Genomic DNA, 21,959 nt, shown 5'->3' with positions numbered 1-21,959 from the left:
GCCGCCCGGGGCGCGGGGTGGCCGCGAGGTGAACTCGTGGCCGCTCGCGCAAGTCCCCCGGATGAAACCGGAGTTGATGGCGTCGGAGCGGGGCTTTCGCTACAACCACCGGTGCCGCGGCCCGGTCGTACGGGGTGCTCGTTTCCCACGTTCGCCCACGGTCCCCGAAGGGGTGCTTCGTCATGCCCATCCGCAGCCTGCCCAGCCACCGCCCGCCCGCCCGCACGGCCCGCCGCGCCGTCGGCACTTCGAGGACGGTCACCGCCACCACGGCGCTCACCCTGGCACTGACCGGCGCCCTGCTCGCCGCCGCGCCGCTCGCCCAGGCCGCGCCCGCGTCCACCGCCTCCCTCGTGCACGAACAGGGCGAGCTGTGGTTCAAGGCCGCGCCCGGACAGGCGAACCGGCTGACGGTGTCGGCGAAGATCGTGGAGCGCACGGAGTGGGAGGCGGACTACGTGCTGACCTTCGACGACCGGTACGCCATCACGCTCGCCGCGAAGGAGTGCACGTACCCGAAACCGGCCGACCGTACCGTCGCCGAGTGCGCGGTCCCCATCCCGATGGGCTCCGACGACTCCGACATCTACGACGTCAGCGTCGGCGACGGCAACGACACGGTCACCGTCGCCGCGGCCAACTCCGCGTACGCCGCGATCCACGGCGGCAGCGGCAACGACGTGCTCCTCGGCAACAACTCCGTCGTGCTGTACGGCGAGAACGGCGACGACCGGACCGACGGCGGCGGCGGTGTCTGGGGGCTCGGCTCCTTCGGCGGACGCGGCAACGACACGATGACCGGCTGCGCGTACGCGTGCCACGGCGGCGCCGACCACGACACCCTCACCGGGGACGCGCGAGGGAACGGCCTCTACGGCGACTCCGGCAACGACACCCTGCGCGGCCGGGCGGGCGGCGACGCCCTGTACGGCGGCAAGGGCAACGACAGGCTGTACGGCGAGGACGGCAACGACAAGCTCTACGGCAACAGCGGCGACGACACCTTGTACGGCGGCAAGGGCACGGACGCCCTCTCCGGCGGCCCGGGCCGCAACAAGCTCCACCAGAACTGACCCCCGAACCCCCGACCCGCCCCAGCCGAGCCGGCCCAGCGACCGAGCGGCCCAACAGCCCATGCGGTCCTGCGGCTCAGCGGTCCAACGGTCCAGCAAGCCAGCGGTCCTGCGGCTCGGCGGTCCAACAGCCCAGCCGTCCGGCAGCCCCGCAGCGGTCCCGTATGCCAACCGCCTCACATGCCGCCGCCCCCGACGGCAACCCGTGCAGGGCCCGTCGGGGGCGGCGGCTCGTGTGATCCGTGGGGGGCGGGGCTCACCCCACCTGGCTCACCCCACCTGGCTCACCCCACCTGGCTCACCCCACCTGGTTGTAGACCCCTCCCGCAGCCGGCCACCCCTGGGGCTCCTCCAGGGGGTCCGGCTGGGTGCGGCCGCGTACCTGGGCCGCGGTGAGGCCCTGGGCCGCGCCCATGGTGCGGCGGCCCTGGGCGGCGGCCGCGAGACCGGGCATGCCGGTCTGGGCGACGGGCTGGAGGCCGGGGGCCGGCATCGCGGCGGCCGGCGCGGCGGGCATCGGGGCCGGCGCCGGCGCGGGGACCGGTACCGGCATCGGCATCGGCATCGGGGCCGGCGCGGGTGCGGCTGCGGGAGACGGGAACTGCATGGACGCGGCGGCGGGCGCGGGGGCCGGGGCCGGCGCCGGCGCCGGGGTCGCGAACTGCATGGAGGACGCGGGCGCCGGGGTCGGCATGCTCATGGCCTGCGCGGCGAGGTTCTGCATGCCGGTGCCGCTGGTCTCGCCCATCAGCCGGTCCACGGCCGCCGTGCCCGAGCTGTAGCTGGTCCCGGTGCTCAGCTCGGGCACGGCGGCTCCCCTCCTGGACCCGTAGAGAACCGACTCCAGGCCGGACACCAGGCGACGCACGTCCACCTGGGGCCGGACCACGAGTCGCAGGAAGCGACTGGACGAGCCGACCTTGTTGCCGCACTCGCGGACCAGGATCCGGTGCTCGGTGAGCAGCCGGTCGCGGACCACGGTGCCCTCGGCGCCCACGGGCAGGCGCACGAAGAGGAAGTTCCCCTGCGACGGGTAGACCGTCAGCCCGGGGAGGGCGGAGAGCTGGCGGGCCATGTCCAGCCGGTCCCGGCGGACCTGGTGCAGGCTCTCCATGTACTCGGCGCCGTGGTTTTTCAGCATGAACACCACGTGCTCGGCGAAGGAGTTGAGGTTCCACTTCGGCAGCATCGAGCGGACCTTGCCGGCGAGCGCCGGGTTGGCGACCAGGTAGCCGAAGCGGATGCCGTGCAGGCCGAAGTTCTTGCCGAGGCTGCGCAGCACCACCACGTTGGGCCGCATGACGGCGTCCTGGACCGTGGACGGCTCGGACTCGGCGTCGGCGAACTCCAGGAACGACTCGTCGATGACGATCAGGTCCAGGTCGGCCATCGCGTCCATGAACTGCACCAGCGCGTGCCGGTGGAGGAAGCCGCCGTCGGGGTTGTTGGGGTTGCAGATGACGGCGACCCTGGTGCCGCGGGCCCGTATGAACTCGGCGTACTGCGCGAGGTCGAGGGCGAAGCCGCTGGACTCCTGGAGCGGGAACATGTCGACCCGCTTGCCGGTCTCCATGGGCTGGTCGGTCCAGCGGCCGAAGGTGGGGACGGGGACGGCGAGGGACTCCCGGACCAGCAAGTGGTCGATCCAGGTGATGAGTTCGGTCGAGCCGTTGCCCATCGCCACGCACTGCGGCGGCAGTTGGAGCAGGTTGCACAGCTCGGCCGTGATCGTGTCGGCGCTGCTCGGGTAGTACGTGATGATGTCGCGCAGCTTGCTCGCCATGTCGTCGAACATGGCGGGGGTGGGGAAGTAGGGGTTGCAGGGGATACAGAAGTCCACCGGACCCGCACCATCGCCGCCCTCACGTGTCAGCGCCGCCATCGAGGGGCTGTGCGCCGCAGTGCTGCGGAACAACGAGGTGACGTTGTCGGCCATGGAACCTCCGTAGGGGGCGGACCCGTTGGGGACGACCGGGTCCGACGACTAAGGGTGGCCCGGGCGGGGGAGCACGGGCCGCCCCTACATACGGAGGCTCGGGGGGCGCTGTTCAACCACTGAGGATTTGGTCGGAAATTGTGAGTGGGCTGTGAAGACCGCCGTCGGCCGGGACGGCGGCCCCACCGCCGCCGCGCCTAGTCGAAGGCGTGGACGGTCGTCGAGCGGTACGTCTCCCCAGGTCGCAGCACGGTCGACGGGTAGGACGGCTTGTTGGGCGAGTCCGGGAAGTGCTGCGTCTCCAGACAGAGCGCGTCGCCCTGCCGGTAGATCGTCCCGGAGGGGCCGACGAGTGTGCCGTCCAGGAAGTTCCCGGAGTAGAACTGCAGCCCGGGCTCGGTCGTGGAGATCCGCAGCGTGCGGCCCGACGCCGGGTCCACCAGGGTCGCGGCCCACTCCGGCTCCGCGGTGACGCCCTTGTCGAGGACCCAGTTGTGGTCGAAGCCCTTGGCGTACAGCAGCTGCGGGTCGGCCCTGCGGAGGTCCTCGGCGATCGTCTTGCCCGTACGGAAGTCGAAGGGGGTGCCCTCGACCCCGGCCGGTTCACCGGTGGGGATCAGCCCGGAGTCGACGGGGGTGTAGCGGTCGGCGGCGATCGTCAGCCGGTGGTCGCCGACCGAGCCGCTGCCCTCGCCCGCGAGGTTCCAGTACACATGACTGGTGAGGTTGACGACGGTGGCCCGGTCGGTGGTGGCCTCGTAGTCGACGCGCCACTCGCCCCGCGAGGTGAGCGTGTACGTCACCTTCACGTCGAGGGTGCCCGGGTAGCCCATGTCGCCGTCGGTGCTCGTGTGGGTCAGGTACAGCCCGACCTCGGAGTCCCGCTCGAACGGCTCGACCTCCCAGACCACCTTGTCGAAGCCGCCGGCGCCGCCGTGCAGACTGTTGGCGCCGTCGTTGACGGACAGCTCGTACGTCGTGCCGTCCAGCGTGAAGCGGCCCTCGCCGAGGCGGTTGCCGTACCGGCCGATCAGCGCGCCGAAGTACGGGGACTCGGCGACGTACGCCTCGACGGTGTCGAAGCCGAGGGAGACGCCTGCGTACCGGCCCTCGCCGTCCGGTACCTCCAGTGACTGCACGATGCCGCCGTAGGACAGGACCTTCAGCCGTGTGCCGCCGTTCTCCAGCGACCAGCGGTGGACCTCGGTCCCGTCGGCGAGCTTGCCGAAGAGTTCCTTCACGGGTGCCGCCCCACTTTCCTGTTCATGCCTTTCCTGTTCATGAAAAAAGGGGCCCCGCCTTTCGGCGAGGCCCCCTCACGGTGTGTCAGGAACCGCTCTTGCGCTTGTTCCACACGTCGAACCCGACGGCCGCCAGCAGGGCCAGGCCCTTGATGACCTGCTGCCAGTCGGTGCCGACGCTGAGGAGGTTCATGCCGTTGTTCAGCACGCCGAGGACGAGACCGCCGATGATCGCGCCGAGGACGGTGCCGACACCGCCGCTCATGGACGCGCCACCGATGAACGCCGAGGCGATGGCCTCCAGTTCGTAGCTCAGACCCGCCTTCGGCGAGGCCGCGTTGAGACGGGCGGCGATCGCCAGACCGGCCAGGGCCGCGAGCACGCCCATGTTGACGAAGACCAGGAAGGTGACCTTCTTGTCCTTCACACCGGAGAGCTTCGCGGCCGGCAGGTTGCCGCCGATCGCGTAGATGTGCCGGCCGAAGACGGAGTTGCGCATCAGGTAGCCGTAGCCGACGACCAGCGCGCCCAGGACCAGCAGGATGATCGGCGCGCCCTTGTAGCTGGCCAGCAGCATGGTCACGGTGAGCAGCGCGGCCGTGATGGCGACCAGCTTGAGCAGGAAGATGTTGCGCGGCGCCACGTCGAGCGCGAACTCCTGCTGGCGCTTGCGGTCACGCATCTCCTGGATGACCACGAAGGCGATCAGGGTGAAGCCCAGCAGCAGCGTGATGTTGTGGTAGTTGGTCGTGGGGCCGACCTCGGGCAGGAAGCCGTTGCCCATCTTCTGCAGGCCGTCGGGGAACGGGCCGAGGGTCTGGCCCTCCAGCAGGATCTCCGTGACACCACGGAAGACGAGCATGCCGGCGAGGGTGACGATGAACGACGGTATGCCGAGATACGCGATGAAGAACCCTTGTGCCGCGCCCGCGACCGCGCCCGCCAGCAGACAGAGCACCACGGCGACCGGCCAGGGCAGGTCGTGCTGCACCGTCAGGACGGCCGCGAACGCGCCCACGAAGGCGGTGAGCGAACCGACCGACAGGTCGATGTGGCCCGCGACGATCACCAGCATCATGCCGATCGCGAGGATCAGGATGTAGCTGTTCTGCAGGACCAGGTTGGAGACGTTGCGCGGCAGCAGCAGGTCGCCGTCGGTCAGGATCGCGAAGAAGGCCACGATCAGGCCGAGGGCGATCAGCATGCCGTACTGCCGCATGTTGCGGCGCATACCGTCCAGCATCAGCTGCAACAGGCCGCCGCCCGTGGCCGATCCGGTGCCGCCCGGCGGCGCCGGGGCCGGGCTCTTGGCGGTCACATCCGTGCTCATCGGGTTACCTCTTTGTCCTTCGTCATCTGGCGCATCAGCGATTCCTGCGTGGCCTCGGCACGCGAGAACTCGCCTGTCAGCCGTCCCGCCGCCATGGTGTAGACGCGGTCGCACATCCCGAGGAGCTCCGGCAGCTCGGAGGAGATGAAGACGACCGCCTTGCCTTCGGCGGCAAGCTTGTCGATGACCGTGTAGATCTCGTACTTGGCGCCGACGTCGATACCGCGCGTCGGCTCGTCCAGGATCAGCACATCGGGACCCGCGAAGATCCACTTGCTGAGGACGACCTTCTGCTGGTTGCCGCCGGACAGCTTGCCGACCGGCTCGAACACCGTCGGTGCCTTGATGTTCATGGTCTTGCGGTAGCGCTCGGCGACCTGGCGTTCCTCGTGCTCGTCGACGACGCCCCGCTTGGCGACCTTGTTCAGGGCGGTCAGCGAGATGTTCCGGTTGATCGTGTCGATCAGGTTGAGGCCGTAGTGCTTGCGGTCCTCGGTCACGTACGCGATGCCGTGCTTGACGGCCTCGGCGACCGACTTCGTACGGATCTCCGTGCCGTCCTTCAGGACCGTGCCGCCCGCGTAGCGGCCGTAGGTCCGGCCGAAGACGCTCATCGCGAGTTCCGTGCGGCCGGCGCCCATGAGGCCCGCGATCCCGACGATCTCCCCGCGCCGCACATGGATCGACACGTTGTCGACGACCTTGCGCTGCTGGTCGATGGGGTGGAGCACGGTCCAGTCGCGGATCTCCAGGGCCGGTGCCGCGTCCACCTCCGTCTCGTGCGGGGTGCGGTCGGGGAAGCGGTTGTCGAGGTCGCGGCCCACCATGCCGCTGATGATGCGGTCCTCGGTGGTCTCCGCCGCCTTGACGTCGAGCGTCTCGATCGACTTCCCGTCGCGGATGATCGTCACCGAGTCGGCGACCTTGCGGATCTCGTTGAGCTTGTGGGAAATGATGATCGAGGTGATGCCCTGCTTCTTCAACTCCAGGATCAGATCGAGGAGTTTGCCGCTGTCCTCGTCGTTCAGGGCGGCGGTCGGCTCGTCCAGGATGAGCAGCTTCACCTTCTTGGACAGGGCCTTGGCGATCTCCACCAGCTGCTGCTTGCCCACACCGATGTCGGTGACCCGGGTCTCGGGGTGGTCGTCGAGACCGACCCTGCGCAGCAGCTGCGTCGCGTGCCGCAGGGTCTCCCGCCAGTCGATGAACCCGCCCTTGGCGTGCTCGTTGCCGAGGAAGATGTTCTCCGCCAGGGAGAGGTACGGCGACAGCGCCAGCTCCTGGTGGATGATGACGATGCCGCGCTGCTCGCTCGCGCGGATGTCCTTGAACTCGCAGACCTCTCCCTCGAAGAGGATCTCGCCCTCGTAGCTGCCGTGCGGATGGACGCCGGAGAGCACCTTCATCAAGGTGGACTTCCCGGCGCCGTTCTCACCGCAGATGGCGTGGACCTCGCCCTGGCGGACGGTCAGGGTGACGTCCGACAGCGCCTTGACGCCGGGAAAGGTCTTGACGATCGAGCGCATTTCCAGGACGGGTCCCGCCATGGTCGTGCCTTCCAATCAGTTGATGCCGGGACTTACTTGAGGTCGCCGGCCTTGATGTAGCCGGAGTCGACGACGACCTTCTGGTAGTTGGTCTTGTCGACGGCGACCGGCTCAAGCAGGTAGGCCGGGACGACCTTGGAGCCGTTGTCGTAGGTCTCGGTGTCGTTGGTCTCGGGCTTCTTGTCGTTCAGCAGCGCGTCGACCATGTTCGAGGCCACCTTGGCGAGCTCGCGGGTGTCCTTGTAGACGGTCATCGACTGCTCGTCCGCGATGATCGACTTCACCGAGGCGACCTCGGCGTCCTGGCCCGTGACGATCGGCAGCGGCTTGTCCTTGGAGCCGTAGCCGTCGGACTTCAGCGCGGAGAGGATGCCGATGGAGATGCCGTCGTACGGCGAGAGAACGGCGTCGACCTTGCCGCTCTTGTAGTCCTTGGTCAGGATGTCGTCCATGCGGCGCTGGGCGGTGGCGCCGTCCCAGCGCAGGGTGGTGACCTTGGTGATGTCGGTCTCGCCGGACTTCACGACCAGCTGCTTCTTGTCGATGAACGGCTTGAGGACGTTCATCGCGCCGTTGAAGAAGTAGCGGGTGTTGTTGTCGTCGTTGGAGCCGGCGAAGAGCTCGATGTTGAACGGGCCCTTCTTGGAGCCGTCCTTCAGGCCGAGCTTCTCGACGATGTAGTTGGCCTGGAGCTCGCCGACCTTCTCGTTGTCGAAGGAGGCGTAGTAGTCGACGTTCTCGGTGCCGAGGATCAGGCGGTCGTAGGAGATGACCGGGATGTTCGCGTCCTTGGCCTGCTGGAGCACGTTGTTCATCGACTTGTTGTCGATCGCCGCGACGATCAGGGCCTTCACGCCCTGCGTGATCATGTTCTCGATCTGGGAGACCTGCTTGGCGGGGTCGTCCTCGCCGAAGACCAGCTGGGTCTTGTAGCCCTTGGACTTCAGGTCCTTGACCACGTTGTCGCCGTCGGCGATCCAGCGCTCGGAGGACTTGGTCGGCATCGAGATGCCGATGGTGGCGCCCTCCGTGCTGCCGCTCTCCTCCTTGCTGCCACCCTCACCGCTCTGGCCGCAGGCGGACAGGGTGAGGGCCAGGGATGCGGCGGAGGCTATGGCGGCGAGTGCGGCTCGGCGAGTGCGCATGATCATCATCCTTGATGTCTTGAAGGCCTGGAACGTTCTGGCGAGGACGGCGCTTCATGAGCCGAAAGCTGCCAGAGAAGATGTGGGGGATTCTGTGTGACTGCGTCTTCTTCTGTGAAGACAGTTGTCCGGTTCGTTATGAGGGATTTCCGAATCGCTTCAGATCGCCGGGCAGCCGGGTGCCGAGCGGCGCCATGTCGCCGTCCGCTCCGTGCCGTGCGAGCAGGTCCAGGGCGAGCCGGCCGCGCCGGACGCGCTCCTTGGCCGTGGACAGCGTGAGGTCCCGCATGTGGTGCCCGTAGGGGTAGATCCCGGGGGCCTTCGACAGGCCGAACTTCAGATAGATCGGCGCGCCGCGCCGGATCAGCTCGGCGACCTCGTACATCCGGACATAGCCGCCGAGGTCGTCGGGCGCCTCGATGTACATGTCCATGGGGGCGCCGGAGACCCGCCGGATCTCCGTGAGGTGGTCGAGCGTGAGGTCGCTCGGCACGTTGATCGAGTCGCCGCCGAGGTTCTCGTACACGGCGTACGCGGTCGGGTTCACCGGTCCGATCAGCGCCGACACCTTGAAGGTGGTGTCGGCCGGGATGATCCCCTCGACCCGCGCCCGGTGCAGCGTCCACAGCACGCCCTCGTCGGCGACGAGCAGGCACTTCACGCCCAGCTCGGTCGCGCGCACGGCGTCCTCGACACAGCCGGCGACCGCGTCGTGGCCCCGGGCGCGCAGACCGGCGCCCTTGGAGTCGGTACGGGTGGAGCCGCCGATGTCCCAGGTGCCGCGCGGGCCGGTGAACAGGCAGAGCTCGATGTCGCGCTCGGCCGTCGCCTCCACCATCTCGGTGATCTCGGCGTCGGTGAGCATCCACACACCGCTGCCCTGGCTGATCCGGTGGATCGGGACGTCGAGCCGCGAGGCCTCCTTGAGGACCACGGCGAGCGCCTCGGGCCCCTCCACGGAGGGCACCTCGGTGCGCCAGCGGCCGCCACCGGGGAAGGTGTGCGGTGAGGCGTCGGCGGGGTCGAGGGCGGGTGCGTTCAGCCCGAGCGCGGCGAGGGCCTGCTCGCCGGGTCGGCGCGGCGCCGGAGCGGTGGTGTCGGTCACAAGCTGTCCTTCTGGCTGGTCAGATTCGATATTTCGGACGAGGTTCGCGGCTCTTGGTGCACAAAGCTCTTGGGTGTACGCCGGTACGAAGTCGTCAGGTACCCCGTACCGGCGTACGGCTCAGGGGTGTGTCATGGCCGCAGCAGGACCTTGCCGACCGTCGGGTCGCCGGACCCCACCAGCTCGATGGCCTGCGGGAACTCCGCCAGCGGCAGCTCGTGCGTGACGAGCGGCAGCGGGTCCAGCAGTCCGGCTCCGAAGACCCGCACCGTGTGCGCCCACGCGTCCGGCGCCGCGCCGAACACCGTGTGCACCTCCAGCTGCCGGACGACGAGATCGGTCGGGTCGAGCCCGTCCGCGCCCGGCGCCGGGATGCCCGTCAGGACCAGCCGTCCGCCGCGCCGCAGCAGGGCGGCGGCCGTGCGCGCCGCGTCCGCGGACCCGGCGGTCTCGATGACCACGTCGAAGTCGCCCGGCAGGTCCTGGTCCTTCGTCCGGAAGTCCGTCGCGCCGAAACGCTTCGACAGCTCCGCGCGGTCCGGCCGGGTGCCCACGACGAGCAGTTCGGCGGGGGAGGCCGCCTTCAAGAACTGAACGGCGAACATTCCGAGCGTCCCGGTGCCCACCACGGCGACCCGCTCACCCGGAACGGCGTTCGCCTTGAGCGCGGCGGCCGCGATGCACGCGGCCGGCTCCAGCAGCGCCGCCGCCGTCAGATCCGCGTCGTCCGGCAGGACGTGCAGCAGACGGGCGGGCAGGGTGAGGGTCGTGGCCATCGCGCCGGGCTGGGTGAACCCGGTCTCCTCGTACCCCGCGGAGCACAGGGTGGTCTCGCCCGCGTGGCAGCGGTCGCACACCTGGCAGTTCCGGAAACCTTCGCCAACGACCTTGCGCCCTACAAGAGTTGAAGGAACTCCGGCGCCGACCTCGACAACCGTCCCGGACCACTCGTGGCCCGGGGTGAGCGGGTAGCGGACGTACCCCTCCGGCCGGTTGCCCTGGAAGACCTCGCGGTCGCTGCCGCAGATCCCGGAGGCGTGCACCCGGACCAGGGCCTCGCCGGCCGCCGGCTGCCGCGCCTCGTGCGGGACGAGCCGATGCTCGCCCGGCGCCTCGATGACGACGGCGACGGCCGGCGTGCCGGAGTCGGCCGCGTCGGGCGAGGCGCTCACGCGGTCCCCTTGGGCTTGCGCTGCTCCCAGCCCTCGGCCCACAGGTCGAAGCGCGCCTGCTGCTGCGGGAACTCCGCCGCCGCGTCCACGTCCAGCTCGACGCCGAGGCCGGGCTTGTCGGAGAGGTGGAAGTAGCCGTCCACGACCTCCGGGGCACCCGAGACGACCTTCTTGATGTCCGCGTCCGCGAAGTCGTTGAAGTGCTCGAGGATCTTGAAGTTCGGGGCGGTGAAACCGACCTGGAGGGAGGCCGCCGTCAGCACCGGGCCGCCCACGTTGTGCGGCGCGACCAGCATGTAGTGGGTCTCCGCCGTGGCGGCCAGCTTGCGGGTCTCCCAGATGCCGCCGATGTGACCGACGTCCGGCTGGATGATGTCCACGGCCTGGCTCTCGAAGAGCTCGCGGAACTCGATGCGGTCGTGGATCCGCTCGCCCGTGGCCACCGGCATGTCGACCTTGGCGGCGACCTTCTCCAGCGCCTTCAGGTTCTCCGGGGGCACCGGCTCCTCCAGCCACGCGGGCTTGAAGGGTGCCAGGTCCTTGGCGAGCCGCACGGCGGTCGAGGGCGAGAAGCGGCCGTGCATCTCCAGCATCAGCTCGGCGTCCGGCCCGATGGCGTCGCGCACGGCCTCGATCAGCGAGACGGCGTACAGGCTCTGCTCGTGGTCCAGCTCGAAGTGGCCGGTCCCGAAGGGGTCGATCTTGAGCGCCTTGTAGCCGCGCTCCATCACACCCTGCGCCGCCTTGTGGTACGCCTCGGGCGTCCGCTCGGTGGTGTACCAGCCGTTGGCGTACGCCTTGACCTTGTCGGTGACCTTGCCGCCCAGCAGCTGCCAGACCGGGACGCCGAGGGCCTTGCCCTTGATGTCCCAGCAGGCCATCTCGATGACGGCGATGCCGGACATCACGATCTCGCCGGCGCGCCCGTAGTCGCCGTACTTCATGCGCTTGACCAGATCCTCGACAGCGAACGGGTCGGAGCCGAGAATGTGGTTGGTCTTCGCCTCGTGCAGATAGCCGAGCAGCGCGTCGGTGTGGCCCAGCATGCGGGTCTCGCCGACTCCGGTGAGACCCTCGTCGGTGTGCACGAGGACGTAGGTCAGGTTTCGCCACGGCGTCCCGACCACGTGCGTGCTGATTCCCGTGATGCGCACGGTACTCCCTGCCCTCTGTAGTCCGTAGGTTGTTCGAAATTTCGTCGCTCGTTCGAAATTCTGGTCGTGACAGTAAGGACGACCCGGTCGGAGTGTCAATGGGGTGAACACACAACGGTTCGGGGCGACCCGCGCGCCCCGCGCCCCGGGAACGGTACGGGGTCACCCGGGGGCGGGTGAACCCGGCGCGCGGCATCCGGATGTGAGCGGTGTCCTTGACGGGGGTGCGGACGTCCAAGAGGCCTGGAGCGGGGGTCGTGATGTCCGTTGCGTCCGTGGTGAGTTGAGGGCGGTGCGGCGATTTCCGGACGTGCTGGGAGCCCCGGGTTTCGGTCGCCGGCGACCGGTCGGGGTGCCGAAATGCGGGCCCTGCCTGGCCGATCCGGCCGGACGGCGCGCCCGACGGCGGCCTCGCGGCGGCTCGCGTCGACGCGATCGGGCCAGAAGCCGGTTGCCCCGCAGGTCGGGGGGCCGGATCGTCGCCTTCGTGACCCGTGCCACCCGTCGCGTTACTCAAACGTGACCGCCCTCCCTGCTGCAGCCCTCTTGACCGCCGGGAATTGTTAGCGCTCACAATGACCTCCGCAACGCACCATTCATCGCCCGGCAACATCCACGGAGGTACGAGCGTCGTGTCGGCACCACGCCAACTCGCTTTCCCCCCGGATGTCTTGGGGCGTACCGGACTCCCGGTATGAAACCGGCGGCGCGGGAGCGCGCTCCCGCTCGACAGGTCTTATCAGCAGACGACCGCCAAGGAGGTGCGGCCGTGACCCACTCGCAGCTGCGGCCGCCCACCATGGCCGACGTCGCCCGCCAGGCCGGGGTGTCCCACCAGACCGTGTCCCGTGTGCTGGGGGACCACCCCAACGTGCGGGACGAGACCCGGGCCAAGGTGCTCCGGGCGATCGAGGAGATGGGCTACCGCCGTAACTTCTCCGCCCGGGCCCTGGCCACCCGACGCACCCAGACCCTGGGCGTGGTCGCCTCCAACACCACGCTCTACGGCCCGGCCAGCACGCTGTTCGCGCTGGAGGAGGCCGCGCGGGCCGAGGGATACCTCGTCTCGACGGTGAGTCTGCGCGAACTGACCGTCCAGGCGCTGTCCGAGGCCCTGGACCGGCTCAGCGAGGGTGGGGTGGAGGGAGTGATCGCCCTCGCCCCGCAGCGGTCGGCGGTCGCCGCCCTCGCCGAACTCCGGCACCCCTTCCCGGTGGTGGCCGTGGGCACCGGCTCCGGCGCGGAGATCCCGAGCGTCAACGTGGATCAGCACCTCGGCGCGCGGCTGGCCACCGGCCATCTGCTCGCCGCCGGCCACCGCAAGGTCTGGCACCTCGCCGGACCCGAGTACTGGCAGGAGGCCGCCGACCGGACCGCCGGCTGGCGGGCCACCCTCGAGGAGGCGGGCGTCGAACCGCCGCAGCCGCTGCGGGGGGACTGGAGTCCGCTCTCGGGCTACCGGGCGGGCCAGGAATTGGCCGGCTGGGTGGGCCGCGGCCTGACCGCCGTCTTCGTCGCCAACGACCAGATGGCACTGGGGGTGTTGCGAGCCCTGCGCGAGGCGGGCGTGCGGACCCCGCAGGACGTGGCGGTGGTCGGCTTCGACGACATCCCGGAGTCGGAGTTCTTCGCCCCGCCGCTCACCACTGTCCGACAGGACTTCGCCACGGTGGGCCAGCGGAGCATCGCCCTGCTGCTGGACCTCATCGAGGGCCGGGCCCCCTCCGTCTCCCGGGTCGCCATCGAACCCCAGCTCGTCGTCCGCGCCAGCACCTTCCCGTACGTCCCCCTGGCGGGGACCGCTCCGGGCTGACGCGGCACCGAACAACCGAACGACTTTCATCCATCAGTGTGGCCGACATTTCGAACAATGATCGACAGGTTGGACGCAGTGCGGCCGGTCCCTGAGTACCAACGGTCCGTCCCCGGACCGGCTCTTCAAAGGAGAAGAAACATGCTCAACAGACGGAACTTCCTGACCGCGGCGATCGGCGTGGCGGCGGCGGGCACCCTGGCGGCCTGTGCCAAGGAGGACGAGGGCTCCGGCGGGAACGCCGGTTCCGGCGGCAGCAAGAAGATCACCCTCGGCTTCTCCCAGGTCGGTTCCGAGAGCGGCTGGCGCAGCGCCAACACCGACTCCGTGAAGTCGGCGGCCAAGGAGGCGGGCTACAAGCTGCAGTTCTCCGACGCGCAGCAGAAGCAGGAGAACCAGATCTCCGCGATCCGCAGCTTCATCGCGCAGAAGGTGGACGTCATCGCCTTCTCGCCGGTGGTCGTCACCGGCTGGGACGCCGTCCTCAAGGAGGCCCAGGCGGCGAAGATCCCGGTCGTCCTGACCGACCGGTCCGTCGAGAGCGACGAGTCCCTCTTCGTCACCCTGGTCGGCTCCGACTTCACCGACGAGGGCCGCCGCGCCGCCAAGATCCTGGAGAAGGTCCTGGAGAAGGCCGGCCACAAGGGCAAGGTGAAGATCGCCCAGCTGGAGGGCACCACCGGTGCCGCCCCGGCGATCGAGCGCGCCAAGGGCTTCAAGGAGATCATGGACGCCGAGCACAAGGGTGACTGGGAGATCGTCGTCAGCCAGACCGGCGACTTCACCCGCGCCGGCGGCAAGCAGGTCATGGCGGCCTTCCTGCAGTCCAACCCGGACATCAACGTCCTCTACGCGCACAACGACGACATGGGCCTCGGCGCCATCCAGGCCATCGAGGCGGCCGGCAAGAAGCCCGGCAAGGACATCCTCATCGTCACGGTCGACGGTGTGAAGGACGGCTTCATCGCGATGTCCGAAGGCAAGATCAACGCGATCGTCGAGTGCAACCCGCTGCTCGGCCCCCAGCTGATGGAGGTCGTGCAGAAGGTCCACGACGGCGAGAAGGTCGAGCGCTGGATCAAGACCGAGGAGAGCGACTTCATGCAGGACCAGGCCAAGGACGCGCTCCCCACCCGTAAGTACTGACCCACCCGCCCCACCGGCAGGGAGCCTCCGGGCGACCGGGTACACCCCGGTCCGGGAGGCTCCCCGCGGGCCTGAACCCATGTCAAGAGGAGCGCTGCTCATGGCAGAGCCGCGGCCCGTCCTGGAGATGACGGGCATAGTCAAGGAATTTCCGGGGGTACGGGCTCTGTCGGGCGTCGACTTCCGGCTCTTCCCCGGCGAGATCCACGCCCTGATGGGCGAGAACGGAGCCGGGAAATCCACCCTCATCAAGGTGCTGACGGGGGTCTACTCCCTGGACGGCGGCACCGTCACCCTCGACGGGAAGTCCGTGCGCTTCGGCAGCCCGCTGCAGGCGCAGCAGGCCGGCATCAGCACGGTCTACCAGGAGGTCAACCTCTGCCCCAACCTCTCGGTGGCGGAGAACATCTTCATCGGCCGTGAACCCACCCGCGCGGGCCGCATCCAGTGGAAGCGGATGCGCAAGGAGGCCGCGGAGATGGTCGACCGGCTCGGCCTCGACATCGACGTCACCGCGCCGCTGTCCGCGTACCCGCTGGCCGTGCAGCAACTGGTCGCGATCGTACGGTCGGTGGGCCACGGCGACAGCGACGGCGAGGGCTCCGGCACCAAGGTCCTCGTCCTGGACGAGCCCACCTCCAGCCTCGACCGCGACGAGGTCCTCGAACTGTTCCGCCTGATGCGGCGGCTGCGGGACGAGGGCGTCGCCATCCTCTTCGTCTCGCACTTCCTGGACCAGATCTACGAGATCTGCGACCGGATGACGGTGCTGCGCAACGGCACCCTGGTCGGCGAGCACATGGTCCGCGACCTCGACCAGGTCGGGCTGATCGAGCTGATGATCGGCAAGGCCCTGGACCAGCTGGAGGAGCTCCACGAGCACCAGCTGCGCTCCGACGTCGGCGAGACCCTGGTCGCCGCCGAGGGCCTCGGCCGCACCGGCGGCATCGCCCCCTTCGACCTGGAGATCAAGAAGGGCGAGGTCGTCGGCCTCGCCGGTCTCCTCGGCTCGGGCCGCACCGAACTCGCCCGGCTGCTCTTCGGCGCCGACCAGCCCGACAGCGGCAAGGTCACCGTGGGCGGCAAGCAGGTCTCGATGAGCGCCCCGAACGACGCCATCGGCGCCGGGGTCGCGTTCTGCTCGGAGAACCGCAAGACCGAGGGCCTGGTCCCCGATCTGACGGTCCGGGAGAACATCATCCTGGCCCTCCAGGCGTCCCGCGGCTGGACCCGGCCCATCCCGGCGAGCCAGCGCGACGAACTGGTCGCCAAGTACATCAAGGCGCTGGACATCCGCCCCGCCAACCCGGAGGCCCGGGTCGGCCAGCTCAGCGGCGGCAACCAGCAGAAGGTGCTGCTCGCCCGCTGGCTGATCACCCAGCCGAAGCTGCTGATCCTGGACGAGCCGACGCGCGGCATCGACATCGGCGCGAAGGCGGAGATCCAGAAGCTGGTCGTCTCCCTCTCCGAGGACGGCATGTCCGTCCTCTACATCGCGGCCGAACTGGAGGAGGTCCTCCGCCTCAGCCACACCATCGGCGTCCTGCGCGACCGCAAGCTGGTGGCCCGCCTCACCAACGGGCCGGAGATCACCACCAGCAAGATCCTGGAGACCATCGCGAGCGGAGAACACCAGTGAGCACCCCATCCGCAGCCGGCACCTCCCGCTGGCGGGCGCTGACGCAGCACCACCTGTTCTGGCCGGTCGCGGTCCTGGTGGCCCTGCTGCTCATCAACGTCCCCTTCACGCCCGACTTCTTCGCGATCAAGATGACGGACGGCCACCTCTACGGCAGCCTCGTCTCGATCGTGCTGTTCGGTTCGCCGCTGATCCTGGTCGCGGTCGGCATGACCCTCGTCATCGCCACCGGCGGCATCGACCTCTCCGTCGGCGCGGTCGTCGCCATCACCGGCGCCCTGACCTGTTCGTACATCAGCGACCAGGCCGACCAGAACGCGCTGGCCGGGGTGTTCCTGGCCATGGGGATCGGGCTGGTGGCCGCGGTCCTGTGCGGTCTGTGGAACGGGTTCCTGGTCGCCCGGATGGGCATCCAGCCGATCATCGCGACCCTCATCATCATGGTCGCCGGCCGCGGTGTCGCCCAGCTGATCACCGACGGCCAGATCATCACCATCAACAGCGAGCCGTACAAGCTGATCGGCGGCGGCTACTGGCTGACGCTGCCCTTCTCCATCTTCGTGGTGGCCGCGGTCGTCGCCGTCACCGTCGCGCTGACCCGGAAGACCGCGCTCGGACTGCTCGTCGAGTCCGTCGGCGGCAACGCCGAGGCCAGCCGCCTGGTCGGCATCCGGTCCCGGCGCATCAAGATCATGGTCTATATGTTCTGCGCCCTGTGCGCGGGCATCGCGGGCCTGATGATCAGCTCCAACACCTCGGCCGCGGACGGCAACAACGCCGGCCTGTGGATCGAGCTGGACGCGATCCTCGCGGTGGTCATCGGCGGCACCTCGCTGCTCGGCGGCCGGTTCTCGATCGGTGGCACCGTGATCGGCGCCCTCGTGATCCAGACCCTGACCACCACGATCTACACCATCGGCGTGCCGACCCAGACCAACCTGGTCTTCAAGGCCGCCGTCGTCATCGTCGTCTGCCTGCTGCAGTCCCCGAAGTTCCGGGCCAAGGTCTTCGGCGCCAAGGGGCGCGGAAAGCCCGCCGCCCCGGCGGAGCCCGCCACCCCGGCCGACGCCGCCCCGAAGATGGAGGTGTCGCGATGAGCGCGACCACCAAGACCCCCACGGCGCCGGAAGGCCGTACGGCGTCCGGGCCGTCCGCGGTCACCCGCCTGCTCGGCGACCGGCGGCTGCCGGTCCTGGTCACGGCCGCCCTGTTCCTCGCGATGTACGTCACCGGCCTCAGCCGGTACCAGAACTACGGGTTCGCCGATTCGCAGGTGTTCCTCAACCTGTTCATCGACAACGGCTACCTCCTGGTCGCCGCCGTCGGCGCCACCTTCGTCATCATGTCCGGCGGCATCGACCTGTCCGTGGGCTCGCTGATCGGCTTCACCACGATGTTCACCGCCTGGCTGGTGGAGCGTCAGGGCCTGCCCCTGATCGTGGTCGTCCCCCTCGCCCTCGGCGTGGGCGCGTTCGGCGGCTTCCTCATGGGCTATGTGATCCACAACTTCGAGATCCAGCCGTTCATCGTGACGCTCGCGGGCCTCTTCCTCTTCCGGGGCCTGTGCCTGGTCATCAGCAAGGAGTCCATCTCCATCAGCGACTCCACGGTCAGCAGCCTGGCCCAGACCCGGGTGCCCCTGGGACTCGGGGACCTGTCGATCGGCGCCCTGGTGGCCCTCGCCGTCCTCGCCCTCGCCTTCTACGTACTGCACTACACGCGCTTCGGACGCCGTGTGTACGCGATCGGCGGCAACGAGCAGTCGGCGCTGCTGATGGGGCTTCCGCTGGGCGGCACCAAGATCGCCGTCTACACGGTGAGCGGCTTCTGCTCGGCGCTGGCGGGCCTGCTGTTCATGCTGTACATCCAGTCCGGCGACCCGCTGCACGCCGTCGGCATGGAACTCGACGCCATCGCCGCGGTGGTCATCGGCGGCACCCTGCTGACGGGCGGCTCCGGCTATGTCATCGGCACGCTCTTCGGCGTCCTGGTGCTGGGCCTGATCAAGAGCATCATCCAGTTCGAGGGCACCCTCAGCTCCTGGTGGACGAAGATCGCCACCGGTGTGCTCCTCTGCGCGTTCATCCTGATCCAGCGGACCATGACGGCCCGCAAACAGACCTGAGCCGAAAAGCTCCGCCCCGTCGGCTCTCGCGGTCCGTCGCACACCCCGTGCGACGGACCGCGCGGCGTTTCGCCGACTCGCGGCGAATGGTCGGGCTTGACCTCAACCAGGCAAACCGGAAAGCCCAGTTCCGCACACAACCTTCACAGCAGCCTCTAGGAACGCTCCCCGTGCGGAATCTAGTCTTCCCGCGTCATGGACTACTGCCACCCGTGCCGACGGCACCTCAACGGCGCCCTCGCCTGCCCGGGCTGCGGCACCCCCGTCGAAGAGCTACACGCGTACGCGGACGACGCCGACGCGCACCCCGAGGACACCGAGGAGACCACCTCGGCGCCCGAGGACGAACCCGGCCCCCGCACCTCGCGCCGCCGGGCCGGCCGTGAGCGCGCGGGGACGCGCTCCAACCGACGCGACCGCAAGGCGGCCGCCCACCGGCGCCGACGCAAGCGCGCCCTGCTGATCGGCTCCGGGCTGCTGCTGGCCGTCGGCGCGCTGAGCCTGACGGAGCTGGGCATGGAGTCCCCGGGCTCCGGTCCGACGACCAACGCGGCCGACGACAAGTCCGCGGGCGGCGCCTCGGCCAGCCCCGACGGGGGTTCGGCCGAGCGGGACGGCACGACCGGGGGCTCCGGCGAGGACGCCTCCCCGTCCGCCTCGCCCTCCAAGTCCGCCTCGCCGTCCGCCTCCGCGTCGGAGAAGGACGACAAGGACAAGGACGAGAAAGAGGCCGAGGAGGAGAAGGAACGCGACGCCCAGTCCGCGACCGCGGGCTCCCGCCCCGAGGTCTCCACCTCGGCCCCGGCCGCCACGGCCGCTCCCGACCCGACGACGGAGCCCCCCTCCGACCCGACCCCCGACGACCCCGCCCCCGAGCCCTCACCCTCGGAGACCTGCGAGCGGTTCCTGTGGTGGTGCTCCTAGCGCCGGGCGATCTACGGACGGCGGCGGCCCCTGACGTACCGTCAGGGGGCCGCCGCCGGATGCGGATCCGGAATCACCGGTCGGTGTGGCCCTCCGCGATCTGCTGCCTCTCCCACTGCACCTTCCGCACCACCTCGGGCTTGACCTGACGCTCCTCCAGGGTGTGGACGAGCCCGTCCAGGAGGTGGGTCGCCGAGTCGCGCCGGCCCAGTTCGTCCAGGCCGGCCGCGGCCCGCGTCACGTCGTTCGTGAGCCGGATGTGACCGAAGGTGTTCGCCGCCGCCCCCAGATCACCGTAGGCCTGCTCGGCGAGCTGCCCGCCCGCCTCGGCGTCGGTCCCGGCGGCCTCGACGCTCACCGCGCCGTCGCGGGTCGTCAGGACCTTGCCGGGGACGGCGGCCGCGGTGGCGAGACACGCGGCCGAGTGCCTGGCCACGGCCGTGTCGGGGATCCGCTCGGTGACCTCGCGCAGCACGTCGTTGGCGTCGTCCAGGACCCGGCTGCCGCCGAGCGCGAGGACGCGTCCCACGGTGTCGGTGAACACGTCGTCCGCGAGGCGCTCCTGGTCCCGGCTGGCCGGGCGCTCCACCCGGACGGTGATCGGGTCCGCCAGGATCTGGCCGCCGGAGGAGTCGCCGGCGGCCGAGGCCCCGTCCTGAGCGGACCGCAGCGCCGCGTACACCCGGTAGGCACCCGGCTCGGAGATCTGCCAGCCGCCGAGGCCCGAGGAGAGCACGACCTGCTCGTACAGCGATTCGCCCGGCTGCAGCAGGACGGGCTCCGGGCGCAGGCAGTAGCGCAGGTACGGCTGCACCACCCGGGCCTCGGTGGTGCCCTCCCGCTGGACGAGGATGCTGAGTTCGTCACTGTGCAGCGTCGCGCGGTTCACCATCGTGGGGACCTGGGAGGTGTTGGTCAGCTTCAGCTCCCCGATCACCGGCTCCAGCATGCCGAAGCGGTAGGCCTGTTGCCGGTCGGCGTCGCGGTTGAAGCGCAGGGTGAGCTTCAACGGACCCGTACCGGCGAGGTGCCGCGCCTGCTCGAAGCCGTGGTGGTCGAACCAGGGGATGTTCCCCTGCTGCACGAACCGCGCGGGGGCGTGCCGCAGGAAGCGGAGTTCGTCCTCCGAGAAGAAGTACCGGAAGCCCGAGAAGAACGCCTGCGGCCCGCCCTCGAAGCGGTGCGGGTAGTTCATGAAGCTGAAGGCGTGGGGCTCGTTCCGCAGCGCGATCCAGGGCGTCCCCAGCGACTTCTGCCACGAGTGCGCGAGGTTGAAGCAGTGACCGATCTCGTGCACCGCCGTCCAGTAGCGCATCCGCCGCACGTACGCCTCGGGATCGGGATCGTTCGGCGGCCGTTCGGAGATGAACGAGTTCGAGAACACCGCGCAGCCCTGCCGCTGGGCGGTGCCGATGTCGTCGAACATGATGCCGCCCAGGCCGGGGCCGTCGTCGTGCTGACCGGCGAACAGCGTCCACACCTGCCACTGGGCGACGCCCTGTCCCGAAGGGCCGGGCTTCCAGGCGGACCAGTGCTGCTGCATGGCGTCGTGCATCTCGATGTCGGACCAGGTGCCGTTCACCGACTCGGAGAGCGGGATCTCGTTGCTGCCCCGGGTGCGCGTGACACGGATGCCCTGCCTGCTGAACGCGTCCTCCACGGTGAGGGTGGTGTTCGGGAGGTCGGGCGGCCGCACGGGGTGGTCGTGCAGCGCGTACTCGACGGTCTGTTCGGCGTCGGAGACCCGGTCGTACTCGATCTCCACCTCGCGGAAGTGCGGCGTGACCTGCGCGTAGCGCACCACCTCGTCCGGGGCGTCCGGCCGTACGAAGGTGACGAGCGCGCCCATGGGCTGCAGGGGCGGCGTGCCGGTGAGCTGGACGCGGATCGCCGTCCCGGGCCGCAGCGCGGTGTTGCCGTCGCGGTACCTGATCGGCCCGGTGTAGGTGCCGTTCGGTTCCTTGCGGACCTTGGCGAGCCAGGTGAGCCGACCGCTGAGGAGCCGCCAGACCGTGCCGGAGACCGTCATGGTGGGAGCCGGGCCGTCCACGTCCACGCGCAGTTCCTCGAACGACACGACGGCGCTCTCGGGCGCCGCGACCTCGGCGGCCCGGGCCGGGGCCTGACCGGACACGATCTGCTGCGCGCCGGCCGGTTCGCCGTTGCCCGACGACGCGCCCGCCGTCCAGGGGAAGCCGGCCGCCGCCGTCGCGACCGGCCCCGCGTCGGCGGCGGGAGGGGCCTCGGCGGCCTGCGCGAGGCCCGCGGGCGGCACGGGGAGATCGAGGCGCAGGTACACGCCGCTGCGCCCGGTCGCCGCGATGGCCTCGCCCTCCGCGGCCGTCTCGGGCCCGGTCTGCCTCTCGCCGCCCAGACGGCGGGTGATCGTGCCCATCACCGCGCTGACGAGCTGGTCGAACTCACTGCGCTGGCTGGATTCCTGAGTGGTCATGCTGCCTCCCGCTTCCGCCCACGCCCGAGCGTGGGCGGACGAAGGTGAACGGTGAACGGCCGGGAGCCCCGACCGTTCCGGACCGGAGAAACGTGGGCCTGGGCGACGTCGGCCTGTGCTGTGCGCCGCGGCCGTCGGAGGCGGCCGCGGGGGGCGT

15 protein-coding genes and 1 pseudogene are annotated in these 21,959 nt (G+C 69.8%); 7 read left to right on the top strand and 9 right to left on the bottom strand.

From position 1 onward, the window contains the following. Positions 1-182: 182 nt before the first annotated feature. The gene (locus tag L3078_RS14300; protein WP_239753976.1) at positions 183-1,073 is read left to right on the top strand and encodes a calcium-binding protein; all 891 of its coding nucleotides are present in this window, start codon (positions 183-185) and stop codon (positions 1,071-1,073) included. A gap of 298 nt (positions 1,074-1,371) precedes the next feature. Here the strand turns inward: L3078_RS14300 and L3078_RS14295 are convergent, their stop codons facing one another. From L3078_RS14295 to L3078_RS14260, 8 genes and pseudogenes are all read right to left on the bottom strand, one after another. Then, positions 1,372-3,009, bottom strand: a complete 1,638-nt coding sequence (locus L3078_RS14295; protein WP_239753975.1) for a pyridoxal phosphate-dependent aminotransferase — start codon at positions 3,007-3,009, stop codon at positions 1,372-1,374. 197 nt (positions 3,010-3,206) lie between these two features. Further along, positions 3,207-4,262, bottom strand: a pseudogene (locus L3078_RS14290) (aldose epimerase family protein); the annotation flags it as partial. A 73-nt stretch (positions 4,263-4,335) separates the two neighbouring features. Beyond that, entirely contained in the window at positions 4,336-5,580 is a 1,245-nt protein-coding gene (mmsB, locus tag L3078_RS14285) for a multiple monosaccharide ABC transporter permease (RefSeq protein WP_239753972.1), read from the bottom strand. After that, entirely contained in the window at positions 5,577-7,127 is a 1,551-nt protein-coding gene (mmsA, locus tag L3078_RS14280; RefSeq protein WP_239753969.1) for a multiple monosaccharide ABC transporter ATP-binding protein, read from the bottom strand. Before mmsA ends, mmsB begins: the two co-directional genes overlap by 4 nt. A 32-nt stretch (positions 7,128-7,159) precedes the next feature. Continuing rightward, positions 7,160-8,272, bottom strand: coding sequence for a multiple monosaccharide ABC transporter substrate-binding protein (gene chvE / locus L3078_RS14275; RefSeq protein WP_239753967.1), 1,113 nt, complete (start codon positions 8,270-8,272; stop codon positions 7,160-7,162). Positions 8,273-8,408: 136 nt separating this feature from the next. Then, the gene (locus L3078_RS14270) at positions 8,409-9,377 is read right to left on the bottom strand and encodes a hypothetical protein (protein ID WP_239753965.1); all 969 of its coding nucleotides are present in this window, start codon (positions 9,375-9,377) and stop codon (positions 8,409-8,411) included. A gap of 131 nt (positions 9,378-9,508) precedes the next feature. Beyond that, positions 9,509-10,549 (bottom strand): zinc-dependent alcohol dehydrogenase, encoded by a 1,041-nt coding sequence (locus tag L3078_RS14265; protein ID WP_239753963.1) that lies wholly within the window; start codon positions 10,547-10,549, stop codon positions 9,509-9,511. Then, entirely contained in the window at positions 10,546-11,703 is a 1,158-nt protein-coding gene (locus L3078_RS14260; RefSeq protein ID WP_239753962.1) for a mandelate racemase/muconate lactonizing enzyme family protein, read from the bottom strand. Before L3078_RS14260 ends, L3078_RS14265 begins: the two co-directional genes overlap by 4 nt. A gap of 769 nt (positions 11,704-12,472) precedes the next feature. Between L3078_RS14260 and L3078_RS14255 the strand changes: the two genes are divergently transcribed. From L3078_RS14255 to L3078_RS14225, 6 genes are all read left to right on the top strand, one after another. Next, complete coding sequence (locus tag L3078_RS14255; protein WP_239753961.1) at positions 12,473-13,516, top strand: LacI family DNA-binding transcriptional regulator; 1,044 nt, start codon at positions 12,473-12,475, stop codon at positions 13,514-13,516. Between the two features lie 141 nt (positions 13,517-13,657). Continuing rightward, positions 13,658-14,662 (top strand): ABC transporter substrate-binding protein, encoded by a 1,005-nt coding sequence (locus L3078_RS14250; protein WP_239753960.1) that lies wholly within the window; start codon positions 13,658-13,660, stop codon positions 14,660-14,662. Positions 14,663-14,762: 100 nt separating this feature from the next. Beyond that, complete coding sequence (locus L3078_RS44560) at positions 14,763-16,301, top strand: sugar ABC transporter ATP-binding protein (RefSeq protein ID WP_275593139.1); 1,539 nt, start codon at positions 14,763-14,765, stop codon at positions 16,299-16,301. Then, positions 16,298-17,398: an ABC transporter permease gene (locus L3078_RS14235; RefSeq protein WP_239760311.1), complete on the top strand. Its 1,101-nt coding sequence runs from the start codon at positions 16,298-16,300 to the stop codon at positions 17,396-17,398. Before L3078_RS44560 ends, L3078_RS14235 begins: the two co-directional genes overlap by 4 nt. Beyond that, positions 17,395-18,426: a galactofuranose ABC transporter, permease protein YjfF gene (yjfF, locus tag L3078_RS14230; protein WP_239753959.1), complete on the top strand. Its 1,032-nt coding sequence runs from the start codon at positions 17,395-17,397 to the stop codon at positions 18,424-18,426. The genes L3078_RS14235 and yjfF overlap by 4 nt, the downstream gene beginning before the upstream one ends. A 195-nt stretch (positions 18,427-18,621) precedes the next feature. Continuing rightward, positions 18,622-19,350 (top strand): SCO2400 family protein, encoded by a 729-nt coding sequence (locus tag L3078_RS14225; RefSeq protein ID WP_239753958.1) that lies wholly within the window; start codon positions 18,622-18,624, stop codon positions 19,348-19,350. 73 nt (positions 19,351-19,423) lie between these two features. On the opposite strand, the gene L3078_RS14220 is transcribed toward L3078_RS14225, so the two are convergent. Then, positions 19,424-21,802, bottom strand: coding sequence for a zinc metalloprotease (locus L3078_RS14220; RefSeq protein ID WP_239753957.1), 2,379 nt, complete (start codon positions 21,800-21,802; stop codon positions 19,424-19,426). Positions 21,803-21,959: the final 157 nt, after the last annotated feature.

The organism is Streptomyces deccanensis (assembly GCF_022385335.1).
Taxonomy (GTDB): Bacteria; Actinomycetota; Actinomycetes; order Streptomycetales; family Streptomycetaceae; genus Streptomyces; species Streptomyces deccanensis.
This window is presented reverse-complemented; position numbering and strand designations above follow the sequence as displayed.

Coding starts and splice junctions, on each gene's coding strand:
- L3078_RS44560 (WP_275593139.1), top strand. CDS start 14,763: ATGGCAGAGCCGCGGCCCGTCCTGGAGATGACGGGCATAGTCAAGGAA.
- chvE (WP_239753967.1), bottom strand. CDS start 8,272: ATGCGCACTCGCCGAGCCGCACTCGCCGCCATAGCCTCCGCCGCATCC.
- mmsA (WP_239753969.1), bottom strand. CDS start 7,127: ATGGCGGGACCCGTCCTGGAAATGCGCTCGATCGTCAAGACCTTTCCC.
- L3078_RS14220 (WP_239753957.1), bottom strand. CDS start 21,802: ATGACCACTCAGGAATCCAGCCAGCGCAGTGAGTTCGACCAGCTCGTC.
- yjfF (WP_239753959.1), top strand. CDS start 17,395: ATGAGCGCGACCACCAAGACCCCCACGGCGCCGGAAGGCCGTACGGCG.
- L3078_RS14225 (WP_239753958.1), top strand. CDS start 18,622: ATGGACTACTGCCACCCGTGCCGACGGCACCTCAACGGCGCCCTCGCC.
- L3078_RS14295 (WP_239753975.1), bottom strand. CDS start 3,009: ATGGCCGACAACGTCACCTCGTTGTTCCGCAGCACTGCGGCGCACAGC.
- mmsB (WP_239753972.1), bottom strand. CDS start 5,580: ATGAGCACGGATGTGACCGCCAAGAGCCCGGCCCCGGCGCCGCCGGGC.
- L3078_RS14250 (WP_239753960.1), top strand. CDS start 13,658: ATGCTCAACAGACGGAACTTCCTGACCGCGGCGATCGGCGTGGCGGCG.
- L3078_RS14300 (WP_239753976.1), top strand. CDS start 183: ATGCCCATCCGCAGCCTGCCCAGCCACCGCCCGCCCGCCCGCACGGCC.